Source organism: Paraconexibacter algicola (genome assembly GCF_003044185.1).
GTDB lineage: Bacteria > Actinomycetota > Thermoleophilia > Solirubrobacterales > Solirubrobacteraceae > Paraconexibacter > Paraconexibacter algicola.
Genome location: NZ_PYYB01000001.1, coordinates 2,337,701 through 2,359,071 on the forward strand (window position 1 = coordinate 2,337,701; position 21,371 = coordinate 2,359,071).

At 74.0% G+C, this 21,371-nt stretch carries 27 protein-coding genes and 2 tRNA genes; 19 read left to right on the forward strand and 10 right to left on the reverse strand.

The window, feature by feature from the left end:
* Positions 1 to 33 precede the first annotated feature (33 nt).
* The gene (locus C7Y72_RS10995; protein WP_107568778.1) at positions 34 to 675 is read right to left on the reverse strand and encodes a TetR/AcrR family transcriptional regulator; all 642 of its coding nucleotides are present in this window, start codon (positions 673 to 675) and stop codon (positions 34 to 36) included.
* Between the two features lie 123 nt (positions 676 to 798).
* Here C7Y72_RS10995 and C7Y72_RS11000 point away from each other — a divergent pair, with 123 nt between their 5' ends.
* From C7Y72_RS11000 to C7Y72_RS11020, 5 genes are read left to right on the forward strand one after another with little or no spacing between them, the layout of a single operon-like run.
* A complete protein-coding gene (locus C7Y72_RS11000; protein ID WP_107568779.1) occupies positions 799 to 1,329 on the forward strand; it encodes a YceI family protein in 531 nt (176 codons plus the stop codon).
* Between the two features lie 2 nt (positions 1,330 to 1,331).
* The gene (locus C7Y72_RS11005; protein WP_107568780.1) at positions 1,332 to 1,889 is read left to right on the forward strand and encodes an NADPH-dependent FMN reductase; all 558 of its coding nucleotides are present in this window, start codon (positions 1,332 to 1,334) and stop codon (positions 1,887 to 1,889) included.
* A 38-nt stretch (positions 1,890 to 1,927) separates the two neighbouring features.
* Entirely contained in the window at positions 1,928 to 2,803 is an 876-nt protein-coding gene (locus tag C7Y72_RS11010) for an EamA family transporter (RefSeq protein WP_107569758.1), read from the forward strand.
* A 41-nt stretch (positions 2,804 to 2,844) separates the two neighbouring features.
* Complete coding sequence (gene pgsA / locus C7Y72_RS11015; protein WP_107569759.1) at positions 2,845 to 3,411, forward strand: CDP-diacylglycerol--glycerol-3-phosphate 3-phosphatidyltransferase; 567 nt, start codon at positions 2,845 to 2,847, stop codon at positions 3,409 to 3,411.
* Positions 3,408 to 3,818 (forward strand): hypothetical protein, encoded by a 411-nt coding sequence (locus C7Y72_RS11020; protein WP_107568781.1) that lies wholly within the window; start codon positions 3,408 to 3,410, stop codon positions 3,816 to 3,818. The genes pgsA and C7Y72_RS11020 overlap by 4 nt, the downstream gene beginning before the upstream one ends.
* Positions 3,819 to 3,825: 7 nt before the next feature.
* Here the strand turns inward: C7Y72_RS11020 and mptA are convergent, their stop codons facing one another.
* Positions 3,826 to 4,833: a GTP cyclohydrolase MptA gene (gene mptA / locus C7Y72_RS11025; protein WP_107568782.1), complete on the reverse strand. Its 1,008-nt coding sequence runs from the start codon at positions 4,831 to 4,833 to the stop codon at positions 3,826 to 3,828.
* A gap of 226 nt (positions 4,834 to 5,059) precedes the next feature.
* Between mptA and rpoD the strand changes: the two genes are divergently transcribed.
* From rpoD to C7Y72_RS11045, 4 genes are all read left to right on the forward strand, one after another.
* The gene (gene rpoD, locus C7Y72_RS11030; protein ID WP_196189352.1) at positions 5,060 to 6,220 is read left to right on the forward strand and encodes an RNA polymerase sigma factor RpoD; all 1,161 of its coding nucleotides are present in this window, start codon (positions 5,060 to 5,062) and stop codon (positions 6,218 to 6,220) included.
* Between the two features lie 32 nt (positions 6,221 to 6,252).
* Positions 6,253 to 6,873: a glutathione peroxidase gene (locus tag C7Y72_RS11035; protein ID WP_107568783.1), complete on the forward strand. Its 621-nt coding sequence runs from the start codon at positions 6,253 to 6,255 to the stop codon at positions 6,871 to 6,873.
* Between the two features lie 54 nt (positions 6,874 to 6,927).
* Positions 6,928 to 7,398: a group I intron-associated PD-(D/E)XK endonuclease gene (locus C7Y72_RS11040; protein WP_146175335.1), complete on the forward strand. Its 471-nt coding sequence runs from the start codon at positions 6,928 to 6,930 to the stop codon at positions 7,396 to 7,398.
* A gap of 11 nt (positions 7,399 to 7,409) precedes the next feature.
* Positions 7,410 to 7,491, forward strand: a tRNA-Tyr gene (locus tag C7Y72_RS11045).
* A gap of 42 nt (positions 7,492 to 7,533) precedes the next feature.
* Here the strand turns inward: C7Y72_RS11045 and C7Y72_RS11050 are convergent.
* Together C7Y72_RS11050 and C7Y72_RS11055 are read right to left on the reverse strand one after the other, a co-directional pair.
* A complete protein-coding gene (locus tag C7Y72_RS11050; RefSeq protein WP_107568785.1) occupies positions 7,534 to 7,989 on the reverse strand; it encodes a nucleoside 2-deoxyribosyltransferase in 456 nt (151 codons plus the stop codon).
* Positions 7,986 to 9,116, reverse strand: a complete 1,131-nt coding sequence (locus C7Y72_RS11055) for an FUSC family protein (RefSeq protein WP_146175336.1) — start codon at positions 9,114 to 9,116, stop codon at positions 7,986 to 7,988. The genes C7Y72_RS11050 and C7Y72_RS11055 overlap by 4 nt, the downstream gene beginning before the upstream one ends.
* A 201-nt stretch (positions 9,117 to 9,317) precedes the next feature.
* On the opposite strand from C7Y72_RS11055, the gene C7Y72_RS11060 reads away from it, so the two are divergent.
* The 3 genes from C7Y72_RS11060 to C7Y72_RS11070 all read left to right on the forward strand — a co-directional run bounded on the left by C7Y72_RS11060 (position 9,318) and on the right by C7Y72_RS11070 (position 10,957).
* On the forward strand, positions 9,318 to 9,728 hold the full coding sequence (locus C7Y72_RS11060) for an FKBP-type peptidyl-prolyl cis-trans isomerase (protein ID WP_349016819.1): 411 nt from the start codon (positions 9,318 to 9,320) through the stop codon (positions 9,726 to 9,728).
* A 149-nt stretch (positions 9,729 to 9,877) separates the two neighbouring features.
* A complete protein-coding gene (locus C7Y72_RS11065; RefSeq protein ID WP_107568787.1) occupies positions 9,878 to 10,264 on the forward strand; it encodes a response regulator transcription factor in 387 nt (128 codons plus the stop codon).
* 54 nt (positions 10,265 to 10,318) lie between these two features.
* Complete coding sequence (locus C7Y72_RS11070; RefSeq protein WP_107568788.1) at positions 10,319 to 10,957, forward strand: response regulator; 639 nt, start codon at positions 10,319 to 10,321, stop codon at positions 10,955 to 10,957.
* A 304-nt stretch (positions 10,958 to 11,261) separates the two neighbouring features.
* Here C7Y72_RS11070 and C7Y72_RS11075 read toward each other — a convergent pair whose 3' ends face one another.
* Entirely contained in the window at positions 11,262 to 11,588 is a 327-nt protein-coding gene (locus C7Y72_RS11075; protein WP_107568789.1) for a hypothetical protein, read from the reverse strand.
* Positions 11,589 to 11,675: 87 nt separating this feature from the next.
* On the opposite strand from C7Y72_RS11075, the gene C7Y72_RS11080 reads away from it, so the two are divergent.
* Together C7Y72_RS11080 and C7Y72_RS11085 are read left to right on the forward strand one after the other, a co-directional pair.
* Positions 11,676 to 12,629, forward strand: coding sequence for a sensor histidine kinase (locus C7Y72_RS11080; RefSeq protein WP_199223920.1), 954 nt, complete (start codon positions 11,676 to 11,678; stop codon positions 12,627 to 12,629).
* A gap of 47 nt (positions 12,630 to 12,676) precedes the next feature.
* A complete protein-coding gene (locus tag C7Y72_RS11085) occupies positions 12,677 to 13,285 on the forward strand; it encodes a response regulator (protein WP_431844375.1) in 609 nt (202 codons plus the stop codon).
* On the opposite strand, the gene C7Y72_RS11090 is transcribed toward C7Y72_RS11085, so the two are convergent.
* The gene (locus C7Y72_RS11090; protein ID WP_107568791.1) at positions 13,252 to 13,800 is read right to left on the reverse strand and encodes an NUDIX hydrolase; all 549 of its coding nucleotides are present in this window, start codon (positions 13,798 to 13,800) and stop codon (positions 13,252 to 13,254) included. The two genes, C7Y72_RS11085 and C7Y72_RS11090, sit on opposite strands and share 34 nt — an antisense overlap.
* Positions 13,801 to 13,849: 49 nt before the next feature.
* Between C7Y72_RS11090 and C7Y72_RS11095 the strand changes: the two genes are divergently transcribed.
* Both C7Y72_RS11095 and C7Y72_RS11100 read left to right on the forward strand, forming a co-directional pair.
* A tRNA-Thr gene (locus C7Y72_RS11095) sits at positions 13,850 to 13,922 on the forward strand.
* A gap of 84 nt (positions 13,923 to 14,006) precedes the next feature.
* Entirely contained in the window at positions 14,007 to 15,428 is a 1,422-nt protein-coding gene (locus tag C7Y72_RS11100) for a hypothetical protein (RefSeq protein WP_107568792.1), read from the forward strand.
* An 18-nt stretch (positions 15,429 to 15,446) separates the two neighbouring features.
* On the opposite strand, the gene C7Y72_RS11105 is transcribed toward C7Y72_RS11100, so the two are convergent.
* Positions 15,447 to 15,965 carry a hypothetical protein gene (locus C7Y72_RS11105; protein ID WP_107568793.1) on the reverse strand — a complete coding sequence of 173 codons (519 nt, stop codon included), beginning with the start codon at positions 15,963 to 15,965 and terminating at the stop codon, positions 15,447 to 15,449.
* A gap of 58 nt (positions 15,966 to 16,023) precedes the next feature.
* On the opposite strand from C7Y72_RS11105, the gene C7Y72_RS11110 reads away from it, so the two are divergent.
* From C7Y72_RS11110 to C7Y72_RS11120, 3 genes are all read left to right on the forward strand, one after another.
* Positions 16,024 to 17,046, forward strand: a complete 1,023-nt coding sequence (locus C7Y72_RS11110) for a radical SAM protein (protein ID WP_107569763.1) — start codon at positions 16,024 to 16,026, stop codon at positions 17,044 to 17,046.
* 97 nt (positions 17,047 to 17,143) lie between these two features.
* Positions 17,144 to 17,461 carry a lipopolysaccharide assembly protein LapA domain-containing protein gene (locus C7Y72_RS11115; protein ID WP_107568794.1) on the forward strand — a complete coding sequence of 106 codons (318 nt, stop codon included), beginning with the start codon at positions 17,144 to 17,146 and terminating at the stop codon, positions 17,459 to 17,461.
* Between the two features lie 27 nt (positions 17,462 to 17,488).
* Positions 17,489 to 17,962 (forward strand): hypothetical protein, encoded by a 474-nt coding sequence (locus tag C7Y72_RS11120; RefSeq protein WP_107568795.1) that lies wholly within the window; start codon positions 17,489 to 17,491, stop codon positions 17,960 to 17,962.
* Between the two features lie 14 nt (positions 17,963 to 17,976).
* Here the strand turns inward: C7Y72_RS11120 and C7Y72_RS11125 are convergent, their stop codons facing one another.
* From C7Y72_RS11125 to C7Y72_RS11135, 3 genes are all read right to left on the reverse strand, one after another.
* Positions 17,977 to 19,485, reverse strand: a complete 1,509-nt coding sequence (locus C7Y72_RS11125; RefSeq protein ID WP_107568796.1) for an FAD-dependent oxidoreductase — start codon at positions 19,483 to 19,485, stop codon at positions 17,977 to 17,979.
* 4 nt (positions 19,486 to 19,489) lie between these two features.
* On the reverse strand, positions 19,490 to 20,464 hold the full coding sequence (locus C7Y72_RS11130) for an AurF N-oxygenase family protein (RefSeq protein ID WP_107569764.1): 975 nt from the start codon (positions 20,462 to 20,464) through the stop codon (positions 19,490 to 19,492).
* Between the two features lie 103 nt (positions 20,465 to 20,567).
* Positions 20,568 to 21,311: a GAF domain-containing protein gene (locus C7Y72_RS11135; RefSeq protein WP_158276801.1), complete on the reverse strand. Its 744-nt coding sequence runs from the start codon at positions 21,309 to 21,311 to the stop codon at positions 20,568 to 20,570.
* Positions 21,312 to 21,371 lie beyond the last annotated feature (60 nt).

Below are 21,371 nucleotides of genomic sequence, written 5' to 3' on the forward strand. Positions count from 1 at the left end.
ATCGGGTCGGCCGGTCCGCGGGCGGGCCCGGGTTCAGGCGCCGAGCAGCGCGGCGGCGTGCTGCGTCCAGCCCGCCGAGAGCCGCTCGAGCTCCATGCCGCGGTCGTCGCGCTGGTGCATCATGAACCCGGCCGAGACGGAGGCCAGCAGCACGTCGGCGTGGTAGTCGGCGTCGAGCGCGGGGGCGGCGGCGCGCAGCAACAGCGTGAGGTGCGTGCGGTAGACCTGGTAGGGCGCGCTGCGCATCCGCATGGCGGGGTCGTGGCTGGCCTCGACCGCGGCGAGCAGCTCGGCGTAGCCCTGCAGCTCGCGCAGGTAGGCGGGCCCGAAGGCGAGCAGGCGCTCGGCGGGCGGCGCGCCCGGCCCGAGCGGTGGCTCGCCGCGGATGAGCTCCTCCTGGAACGCGGCCTCGCGGTCGCTGAGCAGGGCGCGCAGCAGCCCCGCGCGGTCGCCGAAGCGGCGGAACAGGGTGCCCTTGCCGACACCGGCGGCGGCGGCGATGCGGTCCATCGAGACGGCCGCGGCGCCCTCGCGGGCGACGAGCTGCTCGGCCGCGGCGAGGATCCGCCGCCGGTTGCGGGCGGCGTCGCAGCGCTCGCGGACCTCGCCCCCGGCGAGGGGCAGGTCGCGCTCGTCGCGCAGGGGCAGCGGGGTGACGACGGGGAGGTCGGACATGGGCTTCACAGCTCCTTCACCGCAGGAGCTTGACAAACGGACTGCGGTCCGCCTACTCTACCGCAAGAACGGACCACGGTCCACTTCCTGAAACCCCGTCTGAGCCCCCGAGAGGAACCCCCAATGAGCACCGCCACCACCCCCATCACCGGCACCTGGACGATCGACGCCGTCCACTCGTCCGTCGGCTTCTCCGTGAAGCACATCGTCAGCCGGTTCCGGGCCGGCTTCGAGCAGGTCGAGGGCAGCTTCGACGCCGACGCGGGCGTCCTCGTCGGCCGCGCGCCGGTCGAGTCCATCGACGTCACCCAGCCGGACTTCCGCGGCCACCTGCTGTCGCCCGACTTCTTCGACGTCGCCAACCACCCGACGATCGACTTCGTCTCCCGCGAGCTGACCCTCTCGCCCGACGGCACCGCGACCGCCACCGGCGAGCTCACGCTCCTGGGCGTCACGAAGCCCGTCGTCGCGACCGGCGAGTACACCGAGACCACCGAGGGCCCGGCCGGCACGATCTTCGGCCTCGAGCTCGAGGCCAAGGTCGACCGCCACGACTTCGGCCTCAGCTGGAACATGGAGGCGCCCGGCGGCCGCAAGGTCGTCGGCGACGAGGTCACGATCACGGTCTCCCTCGAGCTGCTCCAGCAGGCCTAGTCATGCGCGTCCTCGGCCTCGCCGGCAGCCTCCGCGCCGGCTCCCACAGCGCTCGGCTCCTCGCCCTCGCAGGCTCGGCCCTGCCGGCGGGTGCCGAGCTCGTCACCTGGTCGCGGCTCGGCGAGCTGCCGCTCTACGACCCCGACGTCGACGCCCGCGAGACCCACCCCGTCGTCGAGTCCCTCCGGGACGCGATCCGCGAGGCGGACGCGCTGGTGATCGTCACCCCCGAGTACAACGCGTCGGTCTCCGGCGTCCTGAAGAACGCGATCGACTGGGCGTCCCGGCCGCGCGCCACCACGGCGCTGCAGTCCAAGCCCGTGGCCGTCGTGTCGCAGAGCCCCGGCCAGTTCGGCGGGCTCTGGGCCGCCGACGACCTCAAGCGGATCCTCAAGATCACCGGCGCCCGCCCGCTCGAGGAGGCCGTCAGCGTCGCGCAGATCGACACGGTCCTGCCCGACGGTGCGCCCGCGCTCCAGGACGAGGAGCTCCACGACGCGCTCGTCGCCCAGCTCGCGGCGCTCGTGGAGGCGGCGCAGACCGCCACCGTCGCGGCCTGAGCGCCGGCCCACCCTGACGTGGCATCGTGCGGTGCGCCGTGAGCGCGCCGCACGACAGCCCGTTCGACCGGGTTCCCCCGGTCACGCTCGTCCTCTTCGCCGTCTCGTCGATCCAGTTCGGGGCCGCGCTCGCCGCGACCGTCTTCGACGAGATCGGCCCGGGCGGCACGTCGTTCCTGCGGCTCGGCCTGGCCGCGCTCATCATGGCCGTGATCTGGCGGCCCGATCCACGCCGGCACAGCCGCGAGGAGCTGCGCCTCGTGCTCGTGCTCGGCCTGATGCTCGGCGGCATGAACTACAGCTTCTACGAGGCGCTCGACCGGATCCCGCTCGGGATCGCGGTCACGATCGAGTTCCTCGGCCCGCTCGGCGTCGCGGTCTGCACGTCGCGCCGGCGCCTGGACCTCGTGTGGGCAGCGGTGGCGGGCGCCGGGATCGTCCTGCTCGCCCGGCCGGGCGGTGACGGGATCGACCCCGTCGGTCTCGTCCTCGTGCTGATCGCGGCCGCGTGCTGGGCCGCCTACATCCTCGCCGCGCGCCGCGCGGGCGAGCTCTTCGGCGGTGCGCGCGGCCTCGCGATGGCCATGGGGGTCGCCTTCCTCGTACCGCTGGTGCCCGGCCTGCACCAGGGCGGCACGCAGCTGCTCGAGCCGGGGTTCCTGCTCATCGGGCTCGGCGTCGCGGTGCTCTCGAGCGTCATCCCGTACACGCTCGAGACCGAGGCGCTGCGCCGCATCCCGACGAACGTCTTCGGCGTCCTCATGTCGCTCGAGCCGGCCGTCGCGGCCCTCGCGGGCTTCCTCGTCCTGGACCAGGCGCTCGACGCGGTCGAGCTGTCCGCGATCGCGCTCGTGGTCGCCGCGTCGATCGGCGTGACGCGGACCCGCGCCGTCCCGATGGCCGCCGAGGGGTAACCGGGATGCGGCGCAGGGGATACTCCAGGGACGTGTTCCCCGTGAACCTCCCCAACGTCCTGACCGTCGTCCGGATCCTGCTGGTCCCGGTGCTCGTCGTCGCCCTGCTCGCCGAGGCCGAGGGGGGCGACTACATCGCGGCCGCCGTGTTCGCGCTCGCCTCGCTCACCGACATGATGGACGGCTACCTCGCGCGCTCGCGCGGCCAGATCACGACGTTCGGCAAGCTCATGGACCCGATCGCCGACAAGCTGCTCGTCGTCGCGGCGCTCGTCTCGCTCGTGTCGCTGGACCGGCTCGCCGCCTGGGTCGCGATGGTCATCATCGCCCGCGAGTTCGCGGTCACCGCCACGCGCATGGCCGCGACCCAGCAGGGCGTCGTCATCGCCGCCAACTGGTGGGGCAAGGCCAAGACGATCGTGCAGGTGCAGGCGATCTTCTTCCTCATCGCCATGGGCACGCCCACGCCGCTGTGGGTGGACATCTGGGTCTACGCGGCCGTCGCGATCACCGTCGCCAGCGGTATCGACTACTTCTTCGGGCTGCGCCGCCACCTCGGCGAGGCCGAGCGGCGCGCCACGGGTCCCGCCGGGAGGGCGGCGGCGTGAAGGGCATCGCCGCCCTGGTCGCGATCGGCGTCGCGGTGACGATCACGGTGCTCGTCCTCGCGATCATCCGCACGCACGACGACGTCAGCGACGACCTCGCCCGCTGCATCGAGCAGGGCGACGCCGCCATCGTCCGCGGCCCCGACCTGCTGGGGCCGCTGCGCGCCGACCTCGCCAACGGCTTCGCGCCGCGGGTCCTGCGGCGCTACCGGCTGGGCGAGAACGGGGCGGTGTTGCTCGAGGGCACCGGCTACCGCGTCCTCGCCCTCGACGGGCGCAACGGCCCGTCGCTGGAGGGCGAGGTCGCGCTGCGGATCTTCCGCGACCCCAGCGAGTTCGCCGTCGTCGGGGTCGAGCGCGACCCGATGAAGGGCGTCCTCGCCGGCTGCGCGTCGCTGCAGGAGTAGCGGTCGCTCAGACCGCCGGGCGCCCCGCGCCGTCGAGCCACTCGCGCATCGACGTGTGGTGCGGCAGGTGGTCGCCCGACCCGATCTCCTGGCGCAGCTCGCCGAGAAGGCCGAAGCGCTCCGCGACGACGTTGTGCTGGTGGATCGACTCGAGGTTCTCCTGGCGCGAGGAGACGAACACGTCGGCGGGCAGGTCCGGGTAGCGGTCGATGACGCCGCGGATCGCCTCGCGCACGCAGTCCTCGACGAAGCGGGGCCGGCGGTGCGCCTTCTCGACGACGGTGCCCTCGTCGCTGCGCTTCATCAGCTCGTAGATCTCCGAGCTCATCGACTCCTCGACGATCGCGACGAGGTCGGTCGCGTCGAGCTCGACGTCCGAGCCCTCGGGCAGGCCGATGTGCAGCGTGCCGAGGCCGCGCTGGTTGTGCGTGGCGACGGGGACCGCGGCGAAGATCTTCTCGATCTCCTCCTCGTTGAAGTCCGCGCCGAGCCGCTCGCGGGCCTTCGCGGCGACGAGCTCCTGCGCGCACGGGCAGGCGGTCATGCCCTGGGCGGTGACGCCGATCATCCGGCGGGTGCCGTGCTCGCTGGCGACCGCGGCGCCGAGCATCGTGTAGATCTCCTGCGTGCGGATCCCGGACACGGGCGCCGGCTTCTCCTCCGGGTAGCGCGCCTTGATCGTGACCTCCGCGCGCAGCGCCTGCTGGCGCTCGCGGACGATCTCGGCGATCCGCTCGGCGAGGGTCTCGGCCCGGAAGGCGGCGTCGCCGAGGACGACCTCGCCGATCGCGCCGTTGACGTCCTCCTCGAACCGGCTCATGTGCGCGCCCTTCTGGCGCGGGCCGAGGTCGACGAAGCACTCGAGCTCCGCGGAGAACAGCTGCTGCCCGCCCTCACGCTCCAGTCGGATGATCTTCTCGACCCCGGTCACGCCGACGCGCGAGAGGCTGACGTGAAGGGTGGGCACCCGGTTCTGGACGTCGGGTCCGGGGCTGGTTGCGCTGGCGTGGTTCATGGGATGTGCCTTGAACGGTAGAGGGTCTGGGTGTCCGGCCCGAGCCTGTGCTATCACTCGGGGCCTGGCGAGCCACCCCCTCTACGAGGACGGGACCCAGAAGGCTCAGCCCCTCGCGGCACACGTCGCGGCCCGCACCACGGTGCACTGCTGGTCATGAGGTGAGAGAGGGAGGGACTCCGGCGACGGAGGTCCTCCGGAGTGCCTGACAGCGAGGGCAAGAGGGTTGAGCACCAAGACTGAAGGACTGCTGGCGGACGAGGCTCCGATCCACGAGTTGGACGAGCTGCAGCCGCTCATCAAGGAGGGCCAGGAGAAGGGACTCCTGACCTTCGCGCAGATCGCGAGCTGCCTCGAGGAGGTCGAGGTCACGAAGGAGCAGGTGGTGGAGCTCCACCACTGGATGGAGGAGCACGGCATCGCCGTCGTCGGGAACGACGGCAAGCTGGCGACCTCCGAGAACGGCAAGCTCGAGGCCGCCGCCGAGGCGCGCCGCGAGCAGAAGGCCGGTGGCGGGGACGGCGGCGCGGCGAAGAAGCCGCAGATCGACCTGACGGTCGAGCCGTCGCTCGACTCGCTGCGGCTGTACCTGCGCTCGATCGGGCGCGTGTCGCTGCTGACCGCCGAGCAGGAGGTGTCGCTCGCCAAGCGCATCGAGCGCGGCGACATGGACGCCAAGCAGCAGATGGTCGAGGCGAACCTGCGCCTCGTCGTGTCGATCGCCAAGGGCTACCTCGGCCGCGGCCTCACGTTCCTGGACCTGATCCAGGAGGGCTCGCTCGGGCTCATCCGCGCGGTCGAGAAGTTCGACTACCGCCGGGGCTACAAGTTCTCCACCTACGCCACGTGGTGGATCCGGCAGGCGGTCACCCGCGCGATCGCGGACAAGGGCCGGACGATCCGGATCCCCGTCCACATGGTCGAGAAGCTCAACAAGGTCGTGCACGTCGAGCGCCAGCTCGTGCAGTCGCTCGGCCGCGAGCCCTCGCCGGAGGAGATCGCCAAGGAGCTCGAGTGCACCGCGCGCGAGGTCCGCGACATCCTGCGGATGAGCCAGCAGCCGATCTCGCTGGAGAAGCCGATCGGCGAGGAGGAGGAGTCCGAGCTCGGCGACTTCGTCGAGGACCAGAACGCGGAGTCCCCCTTCGAGCTCGCGTCGGAGAACCTCCGCAAGGAGAACGTGCACCGCGCGCTCGCGGCGCTGCCGCAGCGGGAGCGCGAGGTCATCGAGATGCGCTTCGGCCTCACCGGGGGCCGGCCGCGCACGCTGGAGGAGGTCGGCCGGGCGTTCAACGTGACGCGCGAGCGGATCCGCCAGATCGAGAACCACACGCTGAAGAAGCTCGAGTCGCTGCCCGAGGCGCAGCGGCTGCGCGACGCCTCCTGAGCCATTCCTGACGCGCCTGCGTAGAACGGGACATGCGTTCCCGTCTCTGCGCAGGCGCCGTCGTGCTGCTCGGCCTCGCCGGCTGCGGCTCGTCCGAGGACACGACGACCGAGCGGTCGTCCTCGCCGACGGTCGTCGCGACGCCGGCGGCCGGCACCGCGCCGGAGCGGTCCGCGCCCGCCGCGAAGGGGTCGTCGGTCCTCACCGGGACGGCCGAGCGCCTGACCGGTGGCCGCGACGACCTCGCCGACTACCGTGGCGACGTCGTCCTCGTGGTGAACACCGCGTCGCAGTGCGGCTTCACCGGGCAGTTCGCGGACCTGCAGGAGCTCTACGCCGCGCGCAAGGACCGGGGGTTCACGATCCTCGGCTTCCCGTCGGACTCGTTCGACCAGGAGCTCGACGACGCGCAGGCCATCAGGGAGGTCTGCGAGAAGAACTTCGGCGTCGAGTTCCCGATGTTCGCGAAGACCGCGGTGACCGGGGACGACGCGGCGCCGCTGTTCAAGCGCCTGGCGGCCGCCACCGGCGAGCAGCCGTCCTGGAACTTCAACAAGTACCTGCTGGACCGCGAAGGCCGCGTGGTCGGCAGGTTCGACTCGGGCGACATCCCCACGCAGGACATCGACCGGCTGCTCGACACGAAGTCCTGACGGTCGTGTGAGGGTTCCGCAACACGTTCCGACGCCGCGCCCATGGTCGGGGCCGTGGCCGAGGACCGACGCATCAACCGCAGGCAGCAGGGAGACCTCGGCGAGCTGTCGGCGATGGAGTGGCTGGGGACGCAGGGGGCGCTCGTCTTCGCGCCGGTGACCCACTCCCCGCACTACGACCTGATCGCGGACGTCGACGATCGGTTGCTGCGGGTGCAGGTCAAGACCGCGAGCTTCTTCCACCGCGAGCGATGGGAGGTGTCGATCTGCACGCGGGGCGGGAACCTGAGCCGGTCCGGCACGACCAGCGTCTTCTCGCCGGAGCGGTGCGACCTGCTGTTCGTGCTCGTGGCGGACGGCCGGAGATGGTGCATCCCCGCGGGCGAGGTCGACGGCCGCCACGCCGTGCGGCTGGGCGGACCGAAGTACGAGCGTTTCGAGATCCGCCGCGGCACGCCGTTCGACGTCCGCAACCCGCCGTCCACGCCCCCGCCAGCCGCCTTCGCCACGCGTCTGCCGCTATGATTTCGCCCCCTGGCGGGATAGCGAAGCGGTCAAACGCACCGGACTGTAAATTCGGCCTCTCAGAGTTCCCAGGTTCGAATCCTGGTCCCGCCACCTGCACACGGCCCGCGCTGCACAGCGCGGGCCGTCGTCGTCCTAGACCCCGTCTCGCAGGAGCGCCACGAGGGCGTCGAGCGAGTCGGCGATCCGGCCACCGGAGGCCTCGACGAAGTACTGGACCTGGAGGTTCACGGTCGCGCCGGCCTCGCCGGCCTCGCGCCAGTCGGTCCGCAGCCCGTCGATCCGCAGGCCCAGGCCGGCGGCGTACCCGATCTCCGCGCAGGTGCCCGCGTCGGGCTCCTGCCCGTCGAGGACGGCGACGAGGCGCGTGCACGAGCGGATCGCCTCGGCGTTGCGTGCCCCGATCAGCGTGTTGAGCTCGGCGTGGCGGCCGGCGGCCTGCAGGCGCTCGACCTCCTCCGCGGCGGTGAGGGCCCACGGGTCGACGACCTCGACGACGGTCGCGAGGGTCGGCAGCAGGGTCTGTGCGTAGTAGGCGCGGCCGGCTTCGGTGAACCCCAGCGGCGAGGCCACGTAGGTCCTCGGGGTCATCGGTGGGCCTCGGCGGCGGCCGCTCCGGCGGCGGCCTGTCGGATGGCGTCGGCGGCGGCGTCCTGGGTGGTGCCCAGGGCGCGCAGGAGGTCGGTCGCGATCGATCGCACCTGCCCGATGATGACGCTCACGCTGAGGTTCGAGGTCCGCTCGAGCGCCAGGGTCGCCCCGGCGGCGGCCTGCAGTGCGGTGCCGCGCGCGTCGACGACGAGCGCCGGGTCCTCGAGCGCCGCGCGCAGCGCACGGACCGCGGCGGCGAGGTCGCGCACCCCGCCGGGCGCCTCCGGCGGGATGTGCGCCTCGAGGTCGGCTGCGCGCACGACGCCGCGGGCGAGCACGCGCGCGTTGCGCACCGCCAGGTCGATCTCCGGGGCGGCGATCGCGTAGCGCTTCACGACGGTCCGCTCGCGTCGCCGCAGCGGCGAGTAGCGCGCGGTCTCGACCCCGCTCACCGTCGCCTCGCCGAACGCGGTGACGGCCCCCTCGAGGTCCCGCATCGCGACGAGCGCCTCGACGGCGGCGTCGTGGTCGGCGCGATCGAGCGCGGCGGCGACCTCGTCCAGCGCGAGCGCGAAGCGGTCGAGCAGCGGTCCGGCGTGCCGCCGCGCCAGGCGCACCGGGTCGATCGGGAGCAGGTAGTGCACGAGCACCGCGACGCCGCCCCCGACCAGCGCGTCGATCGGCCGCGCGACGTCGAACGAGGTCGGCACGTCGATCGTGGCGACGAGCACGGCGCTCGAGGCGGCCTGGCCCACGACCAGGCGCGTGCCGCCGAGCGCGACCGCGCTGAGCATCGCGATCGCCACGACCAGCGCGATCTGCAGGGTGCCGGAGCCGAGCAGGATCACGAGGGCGTCGGCCACCGCGACCCCGACGGCGACGCCGAGCGTCAGCTCGGCCGCGCGCCGCGCGCGCTGCCCCACGACGATCCCGAGCGCGATGATCGCGGAGACCGGCGCGAAGAACGGCGCGGGGTGCCCGACCAGCTCGGTGGCCGCGAACCAGGCGAGCGCGGCCGCGATCGCGGTCTGCGCGATGGCGGGCGCGGTCGCGCGCAGGCGCCGCCCGCGCGAGAGCCCGGCGGCGCGGATCGCGGCGGCGGTGGGGTGGGCGTCGGGCGTGGACACGGCTCGGCGCAGCATCGCACGCGCTAGATTGCCGCCTCTATGACGCCGACCAAGCTGAGCGCCCTGCTCGCCGCCGCGCTGATGACGTTCGCGCTGGCCGCCTGCGGGGAGGAGCGCACGAACGAGGACATCAGCGACGAGCCCGTCGCGGGGGAGACCACCGAGGCCGCGGCGCCCGCCGCGGACGTCGACGTCGGGGAGATCTCGACCGACACCTCGAAGAAGCCGGAGATCGCCAAGCCGAAGGGCGACCCGCCGCCGGCCCTGGTGCAGAAGGACATCGTCGTCGGCAAGGGCGAGGCCGCCCAGGCGGGCGACACGCTCTCGATGCAGTACGTCGGCGTGTCGTTCTCCACCGGCAAGCAGTTCGACGCGAGCTGGGACCGCGGCGGTGAGCCGTTCACGTTCCCGCTCGGCCAGGGCCAGGTCATCCAGGGCTGGGACCAGGGGATCGTCGGGATGAAGCCGGGCGGCCGCCGCCTGCTCGTCATCCCGCCCGCGCAGGGCTACGGCGAGGCGGGGTCCCCGCCGGACATCCTCCCGAACGAGACGCTCGTGTTCGTCGTCGACCTCGAGAAGGTCGAGCCGGGGAGCGGGGCGCTCGGCGGCTGACCGTCGTACGCAGCGCCCGGCGCTCCGACGTAGGCGCGCCCTCGTCCGATCGGACAGGGGCGCTCCTCCGATCGTGACGGAGGTCCGGCGGGCCGCTCGTCCGCCGCGGTGATGGAGCCGGGAACCGCCCGGGCGCATCCTCGGGAGGGATGCGCCCCGGTCGCCCGTACACCGTCGTGCTCGTCGACGACTCGACGCCCTACCGCCGCGGCATCGCCCGCGCGATCGACGCCCACGACGAGCTCGTGCTCGTGGGGGAGTGCGACGGCGGCGAGGCCGGCCTCGCGGCGATCGAGGCCCTGCGCCCGGACGTCGTGGTCCTGGACGTGCGGATGCCCGACGTCGACGGCCTCACGATCTGCCGGCGCCTGCGTGACGAGCCCGGGACGCGGACGCGCGCGGTTGTGATCAGCGCCGGGATGGACGACGTCGTCCGCGGGCTGGCGCTTGCCGCCGGCGCGGCCGCCACGCTGAGCAAGACCGCCACCCGGCGGGAGATCTGCTCGGCCGCGGTCCGCGTGGCGCGCGCGGGATAGACTGCGCGCATCCGACAAATGCCCCGCCTGCTGCGGGGCTGAGGGGAACGCGCAGTGAGTCAACGGACCACCGTCTACGTCGCCGACGACCATCCCGTGTACCGGGAGGGGGTGGCCCGTGCGGTGAAGGCGCGGCCGGAGTTCGAGCTCGTGGGCGAGGGGGCCGACGGGCGCGAGGCGCTCGCCGCGATCCAGGAGATCCTCCCGACCGTCGCGGTCCTCGACGTGCACATGCCGGGCCTCCAGGGGCCGGAGATCCTCAACGCGATCAAGCGCGACGGGCTGCCGACGCGCGTGGTGCTGCTCAGCGCGCACCTCGACAGCGAGACCGTGTACCGCGCGGTCGCGGCGGGTGCGGGCGCGTACCTCTCCAAGGAGTCCTCGCGCGAGCGGATCTGCGACGCGGTCGCCGCCGTCGCCCGCGGCGAGGTCGTCCTCAGCGCCGAGGTGCAGGCCGGCCTGGCGACCGAGATCGTCATGCGCGAGCGCGAGGAGCGCCCCGCGCTGACGCCGCGAGAGCACGAGATCCTCGTCCTCACCGCCGGGGGCTACAGCGCCCCCGCGATCGGCGAGCAGCTGCACCTGAGCCAGAGCACGGTCAAGACGCACCTCAAGAGCCTCTACGAGAAGCTCGGCGTCTCCGACCGGGCGGCCGCCGTGGCCGAGGCGATGCGCCGCGGCCTCCTCGAGTAGCCCCGCCGTTCTCGTCCGGCCCGGCTCCGCGTCTGGCGCGTCGGCGCCCCTGGCGATGCACCGGATTCTCGGATAGGGTCCTCCCGTCGGGGGAGATGGACCTCCTCCGATCGAGGAGTCGCAGCTCATCCTGCGGACCGCACTCCCGTCCGGTGTCTGACGTAGGGGAGAGTGGGCAGGATGGTCTGTGCGTGACCGGACGAACCCTGCCCCCGGGCGACTGAAACCCCCTCGGTCGCCCCGTCCGGGATCGTGAGGGCCCGCCGGTCGGATGCGCAAGCACCCGGCCGGTGGGACCCTCACGCTACGCCGCACTCCTGGAGCGCTCGTGCAGCTCCTCGGCGGCCAGCTCCGCCGCGAGGTCCGCGGCACGCTGGGGCTCGCGTCGCGCACCGCTCCACCACGACGCGCCGAGCGCGACCAGCGATCCGGGGATCGCGTACAGCGCCTCGTCGACCCCGGGTGGGTTGTCGGCCGGCAGTCCGGGCGTCGGCAGCAGCAGGCCGGAGGCGATCGCGCCGGCGACGGCGGTGAAGAACGCGCCGATGATGCCGCCCCGGAAGCGGTCGGGCACGAGGACCGCGAAGTGCCAGAAGCCGATGCCCATCATCGTCCAGACCAGGATGCTCATGCCGTCGAGGCTCCCGGGACGCGGGCGCCACCGGTATGGGGGCGTGCTCCCATCCCGCCGGCGGGCTGGCCTCGCGATGATGCACGCATGTCGCTGCTGCAGCGCGTCGTGCTCGTCGACGCCGCCCTCGTGTTCCTCGCGGTGGCGCTGCTGGTCGTGTCCCCGGCGACCGTCAGCCGCAGCACGACCACGGCCGAGGTCGCGATCCTGCTGCTCGGCGCGACCGCCCTGCTGACGCTGACCACGGTGATGACGCGCCGGGCGCTCGCGCCGCTGCGGCTGCTCGCGGAGCTGATGGGGCGCGCCGACCCCGCCAGCGGCACCCACGCCCCGGTGCCCGGTGCCGGTCCCGGCACCGCTCGGGAGGTCGCGGACCTCGCCGCCGCGTTCGACGCGATGCTCACCCGCCTGGAGGACGAACGGCGACGGGCGACCCGCCTGGCGATCGACGCGCAGGAGGCCGAGCGCGCGCGGCTCGCCCGCGAGCTGCACGACGAGGTCGCGCAGCTCCTCACCGCGATGACCCTGCAGCTGCAGGGCGCCGAGCGGCTCGACGGCCCCGCGCTCGCGGCCCGCGTGACGGCGCTGCGGGAGGCCGCCCACGGCGGATCCGACGCCGTGCGGGAGATCATGCGCGGCCTGCGCCCCGAGGCGCTCGAGGACTTCGGGCTGCGGGCCGCGCTCGTCGCGTTGGCCTCCGGGGTCACCGAGCGCACCGGTGTCCCCGTGCGGCGCGCGCTCGACGCACAGCTCCCCCCGCTCACGCCCGAGGTCGAGCTCGTCGTCTACCGCGTCGCGCAGGAGGCGCTCGCCAACGTGATGCGCCACGCCGACGCGGCCACGGTCGACCTCGTCCTCGCGGTCGATCCGGACCGCCTCGTCCTCGAGGTCCGCGACGACGGGCGCGGAGTCGGCGACGCGCCGGCGGGCAGCGGCCGCCAGGGGATGCGCGAGCGCGCGCTGCTCGTCGGCGGCCGCCTCGCCGTCGGACCCGGCCCGCAGGGCGTCGGCACCACCGTCCGGCTGGAGGTCCCGCGGTGACCGTGCCGCTCGTGGCGGGCGTGCTCGTCGCCGACGACCACCGGCTCATGCGCGACGGGCTGCGGCTGATGCTCGACGCGGCGCCCGACCTGCGCGTGGTCGCCGAAGCCGCCGACGGCGTCGAGGCGGTGACGGCCGCGCGTGCGGCCACCGTCGACCTCGCGATCCTCGACGTCTCGATGCCCCGCCGCACCGGCCTGCACGCCGCACGCGAGATCCTGGCCCACCGGCCGGGCCTGCCGATCCTCATGCTGTCGATGCACGAGGACGACCAGTACTTCTTCCAGGCGCTGCGAATCGGGGCCGCGGGCTACGTCCTGAAGTCCGCCGCGGACCGCGACCTGCTCGACGCCTGCCGCAGTGCGCTGCGCGGGGAGCCGTTCCTCTACCCGCCCGCCGTCCGGGCGCTGCTGCGCGAGCACCTCGCCGCCGTGGCGGCGGGCGAGCGCGACGACGCCGAGGTCCTCACGCCGCGCGAGCAGGAGGTCGTGAAGCTCGTCGCGGAGGCGCACACGAACGAGCAGATCGCGGCGGCCCTGACGATCAGCGTGCGGACGGTCGAGCGCCATCGCGAGAACGTGCTCGCGAAGCTCGGGATGCGCGACCGGGTCGAGCTGACGCGCTACGCGATCCGGCGCGGGCTCGTCGAGCCCTGAGGGCCGTCGAGGAGGTCGCGCAGCGCCTGCTCGGTCGACCAGAACGCGAGGTCCTCCCACGGGACCTCGTCGGGGGAGAAGGCGCGGACCTCGGTCGCCTCGGGCGTGGTGCGCGGCGTCTCGTCCGTGCGCGCGGCGTAGACGATCAGGATCACCCGGTCGGTCGGCTGCGAGTAGATCCCGATGAGCGGGCCGAGCGTGATCGCCACGTCGAGCTCCTCGCGCGTCTCGCGGTGCGCCGCGTCCTCCACGGACTCGCCGAGGTCGACGAACCCGCCGGGGAACGTCCAGCGCCCCCGGCCCGGGTCGAAGCCCCGCTTCAGCAGCCAGATCCGCCCGTCCGCGGTCCGCGGGATCGCGGACGCGACCGGTTTGGGGTTGTAGTACGCCAGGTAGCCGCAGGCGCCGCAGCGGATCGAGCGGGGATGGTCCACCTGCGGATCCGGCGCGCCGCACCGGGGACAGTGGTGGACGTCGTCCAGCGCGGGGTTGAGCGAGGTCGGATCGAACGGCACGGTCGACCAAGCATGCCCGACCGGCCCGCTGCTACGCTCCCTCGCGCACGCCCTCTTAGCTCAGCTGGTAGAGCACTTCCATGGTAAGGAAGGGGTCAGCGGTTCGAGTCCGCTAGAGGGCTTGCTCGGGACCCCGCGGCGCGGGGTCCTCGTCGTTGTCGGGCCGGTGCGCCGTAACCCGGGCCGGGCTGCGCCGTTGGGGGAGCATGCGCACACCGTCCGCCGTCCTGTCGGCCGCCACCCTGGCCGCCGCCCTCCTCGCCGCCGCTCCCGCGGTGCAGGCCGCCCCGATCACCTCGGTCGCGGCCGACCAGCAGATCCTCGACGGGCCGGTCTTCGCCGGTGACACCGTCGCCTGGGCGGCGGGCACGCGACCGCAGCGGCTGCGGGCCGTCGTCGCGGGCGGCGCGCCGCGCACCCTCGCCCGCACGCCCGCGTTCCCGGAGGGCGGCGAGGCGTTCACGTTCGGCCTGGAGGGCTCGCCGACGCGCCTGGCCTGGGGCTTCGGCGAGGGGGTCGCCGTCGACCCCGACGGCTACACGACCCGCGAGCAGGTCGTCGCCGGACCGCCCGGCGGGCCGCTCGTGCGCGTCGCGGGCGACGGAGCCGACGCGGTCCGTGCGACCGCGATGGACCTCGACGGGGACCGGCTCGTGACCTCGGAGGACATCGTCGCGGAAGGCCAGCGGCCGAGCTCGGTCCTGCGCGGCTACGACCTCGCTGCCGGCGGCGACCCGACGGCGCTCGCGCCACAGGGCAGCGCCGAGCTCGCGACGGCGGGCCCGTACGTCGCCTACCGCTCGGCGAGCACCACCGGTGGCGCGCTGGCCCGCATCGTCGTCGCCGACGCGGCGACCGGCACGCCCGTCTACGGGGTCGACGTGCCCACGGTGCCGCCGATCGGCTACGGCTTGCGCTTCGACCTGCAGGCCGACGGCACCCTCGCGGTCCTCACCGCCAACCCGGCCGCGACCGGCAGCGACCCCGTCCTGGACCTCGCCTGGGCGTCGATCGCCGACCCGACCCTGCACGTGATCGTGCCGGACGTGACGCCGTTCAACCTGCGCATCGCCGCCAACCGGATCGTCTACGGCCGCGAGCTCGACCGCCGCAGCAGCCGGCTGTTCGTCGCCGACCTGGCCGGTGTCGGCCACCCGGTGACGCCGGTCGTCGACTCCGTCACCGGCGTCGACTTCGACGGCACGCGCCTGGGCTGGTCGACCGAGGGCTGCGTGTACGCGGGCGACCTGCCCGCCGCCGCGGTCGACGCCCTGCCCGGCGGCCGCTGCGCCGGACAGGACTACCGGCTCGTCACCGGGACGCTGAACCGCCGCGCCGCCCGCGCGCTCGTGCGCTGCGTCGCCGGTCCGGCCACGGGCTGCGCCGGGACCGCGAAGCTGACGCGCGCCGGCGGCGGCCCGACGCTCGCCCGGACGACGTTCACGGTGGGCGCCCGCAAGCAGACCTCGATCGTGCTGCCGCTGCGGCCCGCGGTCCTGCGCGCCCTGCAGCGCAGCGCGCGCCGCAAGAAGGCCCGCTTCGCGACGCTGCGGATCGTGACGTCGGTGACCGACGGCGCGGGGAACGTCAACACCCGGTCGATCCCGGCGACCGGCCGGGTGCGCTGAGCCCGGCGCGCCGCGCGCTCAGCCGCCGACGAACCCGCCCTCGATCTCCTCGTCCTGCACGTAGGGGACCTCGACGGTGCGCCGCCGGCCCTCGGGGTCGACGACGACGAGCGTCGCGACGTCGCCGGGCGCCTTCGTCGTGTCGGCGCCGGCGAGCAGCTCCTCGGTCGCGGGGCGGCCGTCGACCGTGACGACGATGTCGCTGTCGGTGACCGCGTTGCGCGTGCGGCTCGCAGAGTCGCGCAGGCCGGCGTCGTCGGCGACGGAGCGGCCGGTGAAGTCCATGACCGCCACGCCGCTGTCCGGGACACCGGGCCGCCCGACGGTCCGGGCGACCGCGCGGAAGGACTCGTCGATCGCCTCGCCGACGATGCCGAGCCGCACCGGTGCGGTGCTGCCCTGCTCGTCGTCCCCGCCGCCGCCGCCGCCGCCGCCACCGCACGCGGCGAGCGCGAGCGCGCAGGCCGCCGCGGCGAGCCCGGCTCCCGCGCGTGCCCACGGGCGATCGAGGGTGGCGGCGGTCCCCGGCGCGCTCATGGCCCGCAGGGTGCCCGAACCGTCCGGCGCCGTCAACCGCGTGTGCGAACATGTGTTCGTGCGCTGGTCCGCTCTCAGCCTCGACGTCGACGCCGCCCGCCCCACGCTCCCGGGGACGTCCGACGATGCCGTCGTGCGCCGGTTCGACGCGCCCGAGGCGCTCGACACGCGCTTCCACGAGGTGCGGGCCCGCTCGGCGCTCAACCGCGTGCCCGCCGGGTCGCGGATGCCGTTCCGCTGGACGGTCAACCCGTACCGCGGCTGCACCCACGCGTGCGTCTACTGCTTCGCCCGCCCGACGCACACCTACCTGGGCTTCGACGCCGGACGCGACTTCGACCGCGAGATCGTCGTGAAGGTCAACGTTCCCGAGCTCGTCCGGGCGGAGCTCGCGCGCCCGTCGTGGGCGCGGGAGCACGTCGCCCTGGGCACGAACACCGACCCGTACCAGTGGGTCGAGGGTCGCTATCGGCTGACGCGCGACGTCCTCGCCGCTCTCGGGGCGTCACGGACGCCGTGCTCGGTGCTGACGAAGTCGCCGCTCGTACTCCGTGACCTCGACCTGCTCGCGCCGATGGCGGCCGACGGGCGGTTCTCCGCGAACCTGTCGGTGCCGACGCTCGACGAGCGCGCCTGGCGGGCGACCGAGCCGCGGACCCCGAACCCGCGCGCCCGTCTGGAGGCGATCGCCGCGCTCAACGCCGCCGGGGTGCCGTGCGGCATCCTCGTCGCGCCGCTGATGCCGGGGATCAACGACGACCCGCGCCAGGTCGAGGCGATCCTCGACGCCGCGACGGCTGCGGGCGCGGTGAGCGTCGGCGGGATCGCGCTGTACCTGCGCGGCGAGACGCGTGGGGTCTTCCTCGACTGGCTGCGCACCGCCCGCCCGGACCTCGTGGACCGCTACGAGGAGCTCTACGCCCGCTCGGCCCACGTCCCCGAGGTCGAGCAGCGGCGGGTCGCCGGGCTGCTGCACCGTCCCGGTGGTCCGCCGCCGTCGCTGTTCGACGAGGCCGCGCGCGCCGCGCGGGCCGAGCGTGCCTGCCCGGCGGAGCCGCCGGCGCAGATCGCGTTGTTCTGACGCGGCGACGGCGACGGGAGTGTTCCCGCGCCGAGACCGGCTGGCGCGCTGACGCCCGCGGTTGCTTGCGGGTGCAACCGGGAATCCCTCTGGTGTCATGAGCACCGAGACGATTCCCACTCCCCGAGCCGACGCGGACGCCCCGGACCAGCCGGTCCTGGAGAAGCCGACGGGCTCGCGGACGAGCGCCGCGATGTGGTTCGCCGTCCTGGGCGGCGTCGTGCTCGCGTTCCTGCTCGTCTTCATCCTGCAGAACCTCGACCGCGTCCCCGTCCAGTTCCTCTGGATGGAGACCGACCTGCCGGTCGGCGTCGCGCTGCTCGGCGCCGCCATCGCCGGCGGGGCGATCGTCGCGATCGCCGCCGGGGCGCGCATCCTGCAGCTGCGCCGCCGCGCCACCGGCTGGAAGCGCTGATCGCCCGCAGGTCGTACCGTGCCGGGGATGCCGTCCCCGGTCGCCGACCTGCGCCGCGTCTCCCGTCTCCTGCTGCCCGCGCTCGCGACGGCGCTCGTGGCAGCGGGGTGCGGTGACGAGGAGCCGACGGCTCCGGCCTCGCTGGACCGCGACGCGCTCGTCGTGCTCGACTGGGCACGCGCCGATCCGCCCGCCCTGTGCGACACGCCCGAGCGCGCCGCCGACCGGGAGCCGGGGCGTCGCGTCCTGCGGACCGTCGGGAGGATCGGCGGGCGGCCCTGCCACGTCGCGGTCCGCGCCGACCGGCCCGTGGCGACCGGTGCCGACGTGACCGCGATCGAGACGACCGCCGACGGGCGCGTCGAGCTGCGCCTCGGATCCGCGGCCCGCGCCCGGCTGCGGGCGCTCGGGCCGGACGCCCACGTCGGCGTCGTCCACGACGACCGGCTGCTCGACGTCGTCTTCCCGGCGGACGGGCGCATCGCGATCGACGCGCCCTGACCGCCGGGCGGCGCTCAGCGGCCGCGGGCGATGCGCAGCAGGCCGCGCGGCGGCGTCCCGGCCGCGCCGCGGCCCGGACCCGCGCCGCGGGGCGCGTCGGGCGGCGTGACGAGCCGGCCCGCGTTGTAGTCGGCGACGAGCGCGGCGACGGTGTCCTGCGAGCACCCGCGGTTGGTGCCGATGAAGCCGCTCGGGCCGCGCTTGATCCAGCCCGCGACGTACGTGCCGGGGACGGCCGCGCCGGTGGCCGGGTCGACGACCCGGCCGTCCTCGTTGGGCACGACGCCGCGCGCGTCGTCGAACGGCAGCTGGCCCAGCGGCGTGCCGCGGTAGCCGATCGAGGTCACGAGCAGGCCCGCGTCGATCGTCTCGGTGCCGCCCCCGCCGGTGCGGTCGAAGGTCACCGCCGACACGCTCCCGGCGTCGCCGCGGACCGCGGCGGGGGTGAGGCCGTAGCGCAGCGTCACCCGGCGACCGGACGCGTCGGGCGCGAGGTCGCGCAGCAGCTCGATCTTCGGGTCGCCGTCGGGGGCGCCGGCGAGGTCCTCGGGCAGGACGTGCAGCGCGACGCCGGGGGTGCCGCGCAGGCCGACGAGCTCGGGCAGCGTGAACGCGCTGCGCTCCGGGCCGCGCCGTGCGACCACGACGACCTCCTCGATGCGGCTGGCGCGCAGCGCCCGCAGCGCCGCGGGGGCGACCTCGCTGTCGGCGAGCGCCTCGGGGTCCATCGTGAGGATCCGGGCGATGTCGAGCGCCACGTTGCCGTTGCCGATCACCACGGCGCGCCGGGCGGACAGGTTGACCGCGCGCCCGGCGTGGTCGGGATGACCGGTGTACCAGCCGACGACCTGGGTCGCGGTCATCGCGCCCGGCAGGTCCGCGCCGGGGATGTCGAGCCGCCGGTCGACCGCGGCGCCGACGGCGTAGATCACGGCGTGGTGGGTGCGCAGGAGCGCCTCGTGGGTGACGTCGCGGCCGATCTCGACCCCGAGGTGCATCGTGAGGCCGGGGTGGCGGCGCACGGCGTCGAGCTGGCGGCTGACCCGGCGGGTGCGCCGGTGGTCCGGCGCGACGCCGGTGCGGACGAGGCCGTACGGGGTCGGCATCCGCTCGTAGACGGACACCTGCGCGCCCGGCACGGTGAGGACCTCCTCGGCCGCGTACATCGCGGCCGGCCCGGAGCCGACGATCGCGACCCGCAGCGCCTCGCCGCGGTCGCGCACCTCGAGCACCGGGCGGACCGGGGCCATCTTCGCGCGCGGCCCGCGGGCCTGCGCGTGGTAGGCGGCGTTGATGACCTCGAAGGCCCGCTCCTCCTCGGTCAGCCGCGTGTGCGGCTTGATCGCGTCGACGGGACACGCGGTCGTGCACGCCCCGCAGTCGACGCACGTCGTCGGGTCGACGTGGAGCATCTCGGCGAGCTCGAACGCGGGATCGTCCGGGGTCGGCTGGATGCAGTTGACCGGGCAGGCGTAGACGCACGAGCCGTCGCCCACGCAGGACTGGGTGACGACGTGCGGCACGGCGCTACCCCAGGACCCGCGCGGTGCGGTCGGGCTCGCCGCGGAAGCGGGACGGCTCGCCGTCGATGCCGCACCACTTCCACACGCGCCGACCCAGCGGCGTCATGAGACCCGTGTCGGTCGCGAGCGCGCGCATGTCGCCGAAGTAGGAGGCCATGATCTCCTGGGACTTCGGGCTCTTCCAGAACGCCTCGCGCCAGACGTCGTCGGGGATGTCGAAGCGGCGCTTCAGCTCCTTCGGCGAGGTCATGATCTCGCCCGCGAGCCACCGCATCGTGATCGGGAAGATCACCGACAGGGCGCGGCGCTCCCAGCGCTTCACGCGCGGGATCCGCAGGCGCAGCCACTCGCCCGCGAAGGAGATGTGGCGAGCCTCCTCGGCGATGTGGATCTCCATGGTGCGGAGCACGGCCGGGGGCATGTCGATGCCCTCGCGCATGATCGCCTTCTGGTAGTGGTCGATCGGCTCCTCGCCGGCGAGGATCCCGATCATGAGGATCATCGGGGTGTAGCCGCCCGCGACGCCGATCAGCGGGGAGGTGACGCGGAAGAGCTTGCGCATGCCCGGCACGTCGGTGCCGCTGCGGTTCACGAGCTCCTGGAACATCTGGATGTGGTTGCACTCCTCGGTCATCTCGTGGAGGCAGTAGCGGAACTCGGGGGAGCCGTTGGGCAGCGCCATCGCGTACTGCATCAGGCCGCGGATGAGGATGCTCTCGAAGGCGCCGCCGACCTTCATCGCGTTCATCATGCGCCAGCGGCCGATCTCGATCTGGCGGTCGAGCGGCTGGGCCTGGTACCAGGCGGTCGCGCCGAGCGGGTCGAGCGTGGGGGAGAGGACCCAGCGCGGGTCCTTCGGGTCGACCGCCATCTCGGGGGCGTCCCACTCGATGTCCTCGTAGGGATCGAAGTGGACGTGCACCGACCCCTCGGAGAGGGTGCGCAGCATGGCCTCGTAGGCCTCGTCCTGCAGGGGCATCGTCGGGGTGCTCACAACCTTCTCCTCGCGTCGGTTCAACCTGACCAGTCGGTAAGGTACACAACTGTAGGTACACCAACGTTACATCGGCGTGTGCGACCCGTCACACGGCGGCGGTGGCCTCGATGATCCGGCGGTCCAGGTGCAGGGCCGCGGCCTCGGCGAGGTCCGTGATCGCGAGCACGTCGCTGCGGCTCCACACGCGCGGGACGTGGTCGATGACGCAGAGCGAGCCGAGCACGATGCCCTCGGAGGTCGTCAGCGGGATGCCGAGGTAGGCGATCACCCCGAGGTCGTGGATCGAGGGGTTGTCGCGCAGGTCCGGATGGCGGCGCGCATCCTCGACCACCAGTGGGGCGCGCCGGGCGACGACGTGCCGGCAGAAGCTCTGGTCCGACGGGGTCTGGCCGAGCTCGGCCCACGGGGACGGCAGGCCGATCGAGCACGCGAACACCTGCCGCTCGTGGTCGACGAGGGAGACGAGCGCCATCGGGGCGTCGAGCAGCTTCCCGGCGGTCCGCGCGAGGCGGTCGAGCGTCGCGTCCTTCTGCCCGTCCATCAGGCCGGTGTGCGCGAGGGCGGCGAGGCGCCGCGGCTCGGCGAGCACCGGGTCGGGGACGGCGGGGTCCGGCACGGGGCGGCCGTTCGCGCGCAGGGCTCCCCGGGCGACCTCCTCGAGCTCGGCCATCTCGTCCCCGTCGCCGCGGCGACCGATCAGCACCGCCGCGCGCAGGAGCGCCGCGTCGCGGATGAACTGGGCGGCCGAGATGCCCTGCGCGGTGGCCTCGTGCTCCACGAGGTTCCACACGTCGTCGCTGAACCGGACCGTCGTCGCTCGCATCCCCATGGCGCGCATGCTACCCGCTCCGCGCGACCGCGGCCCGCGATGCGATTGCGGAACCGATAT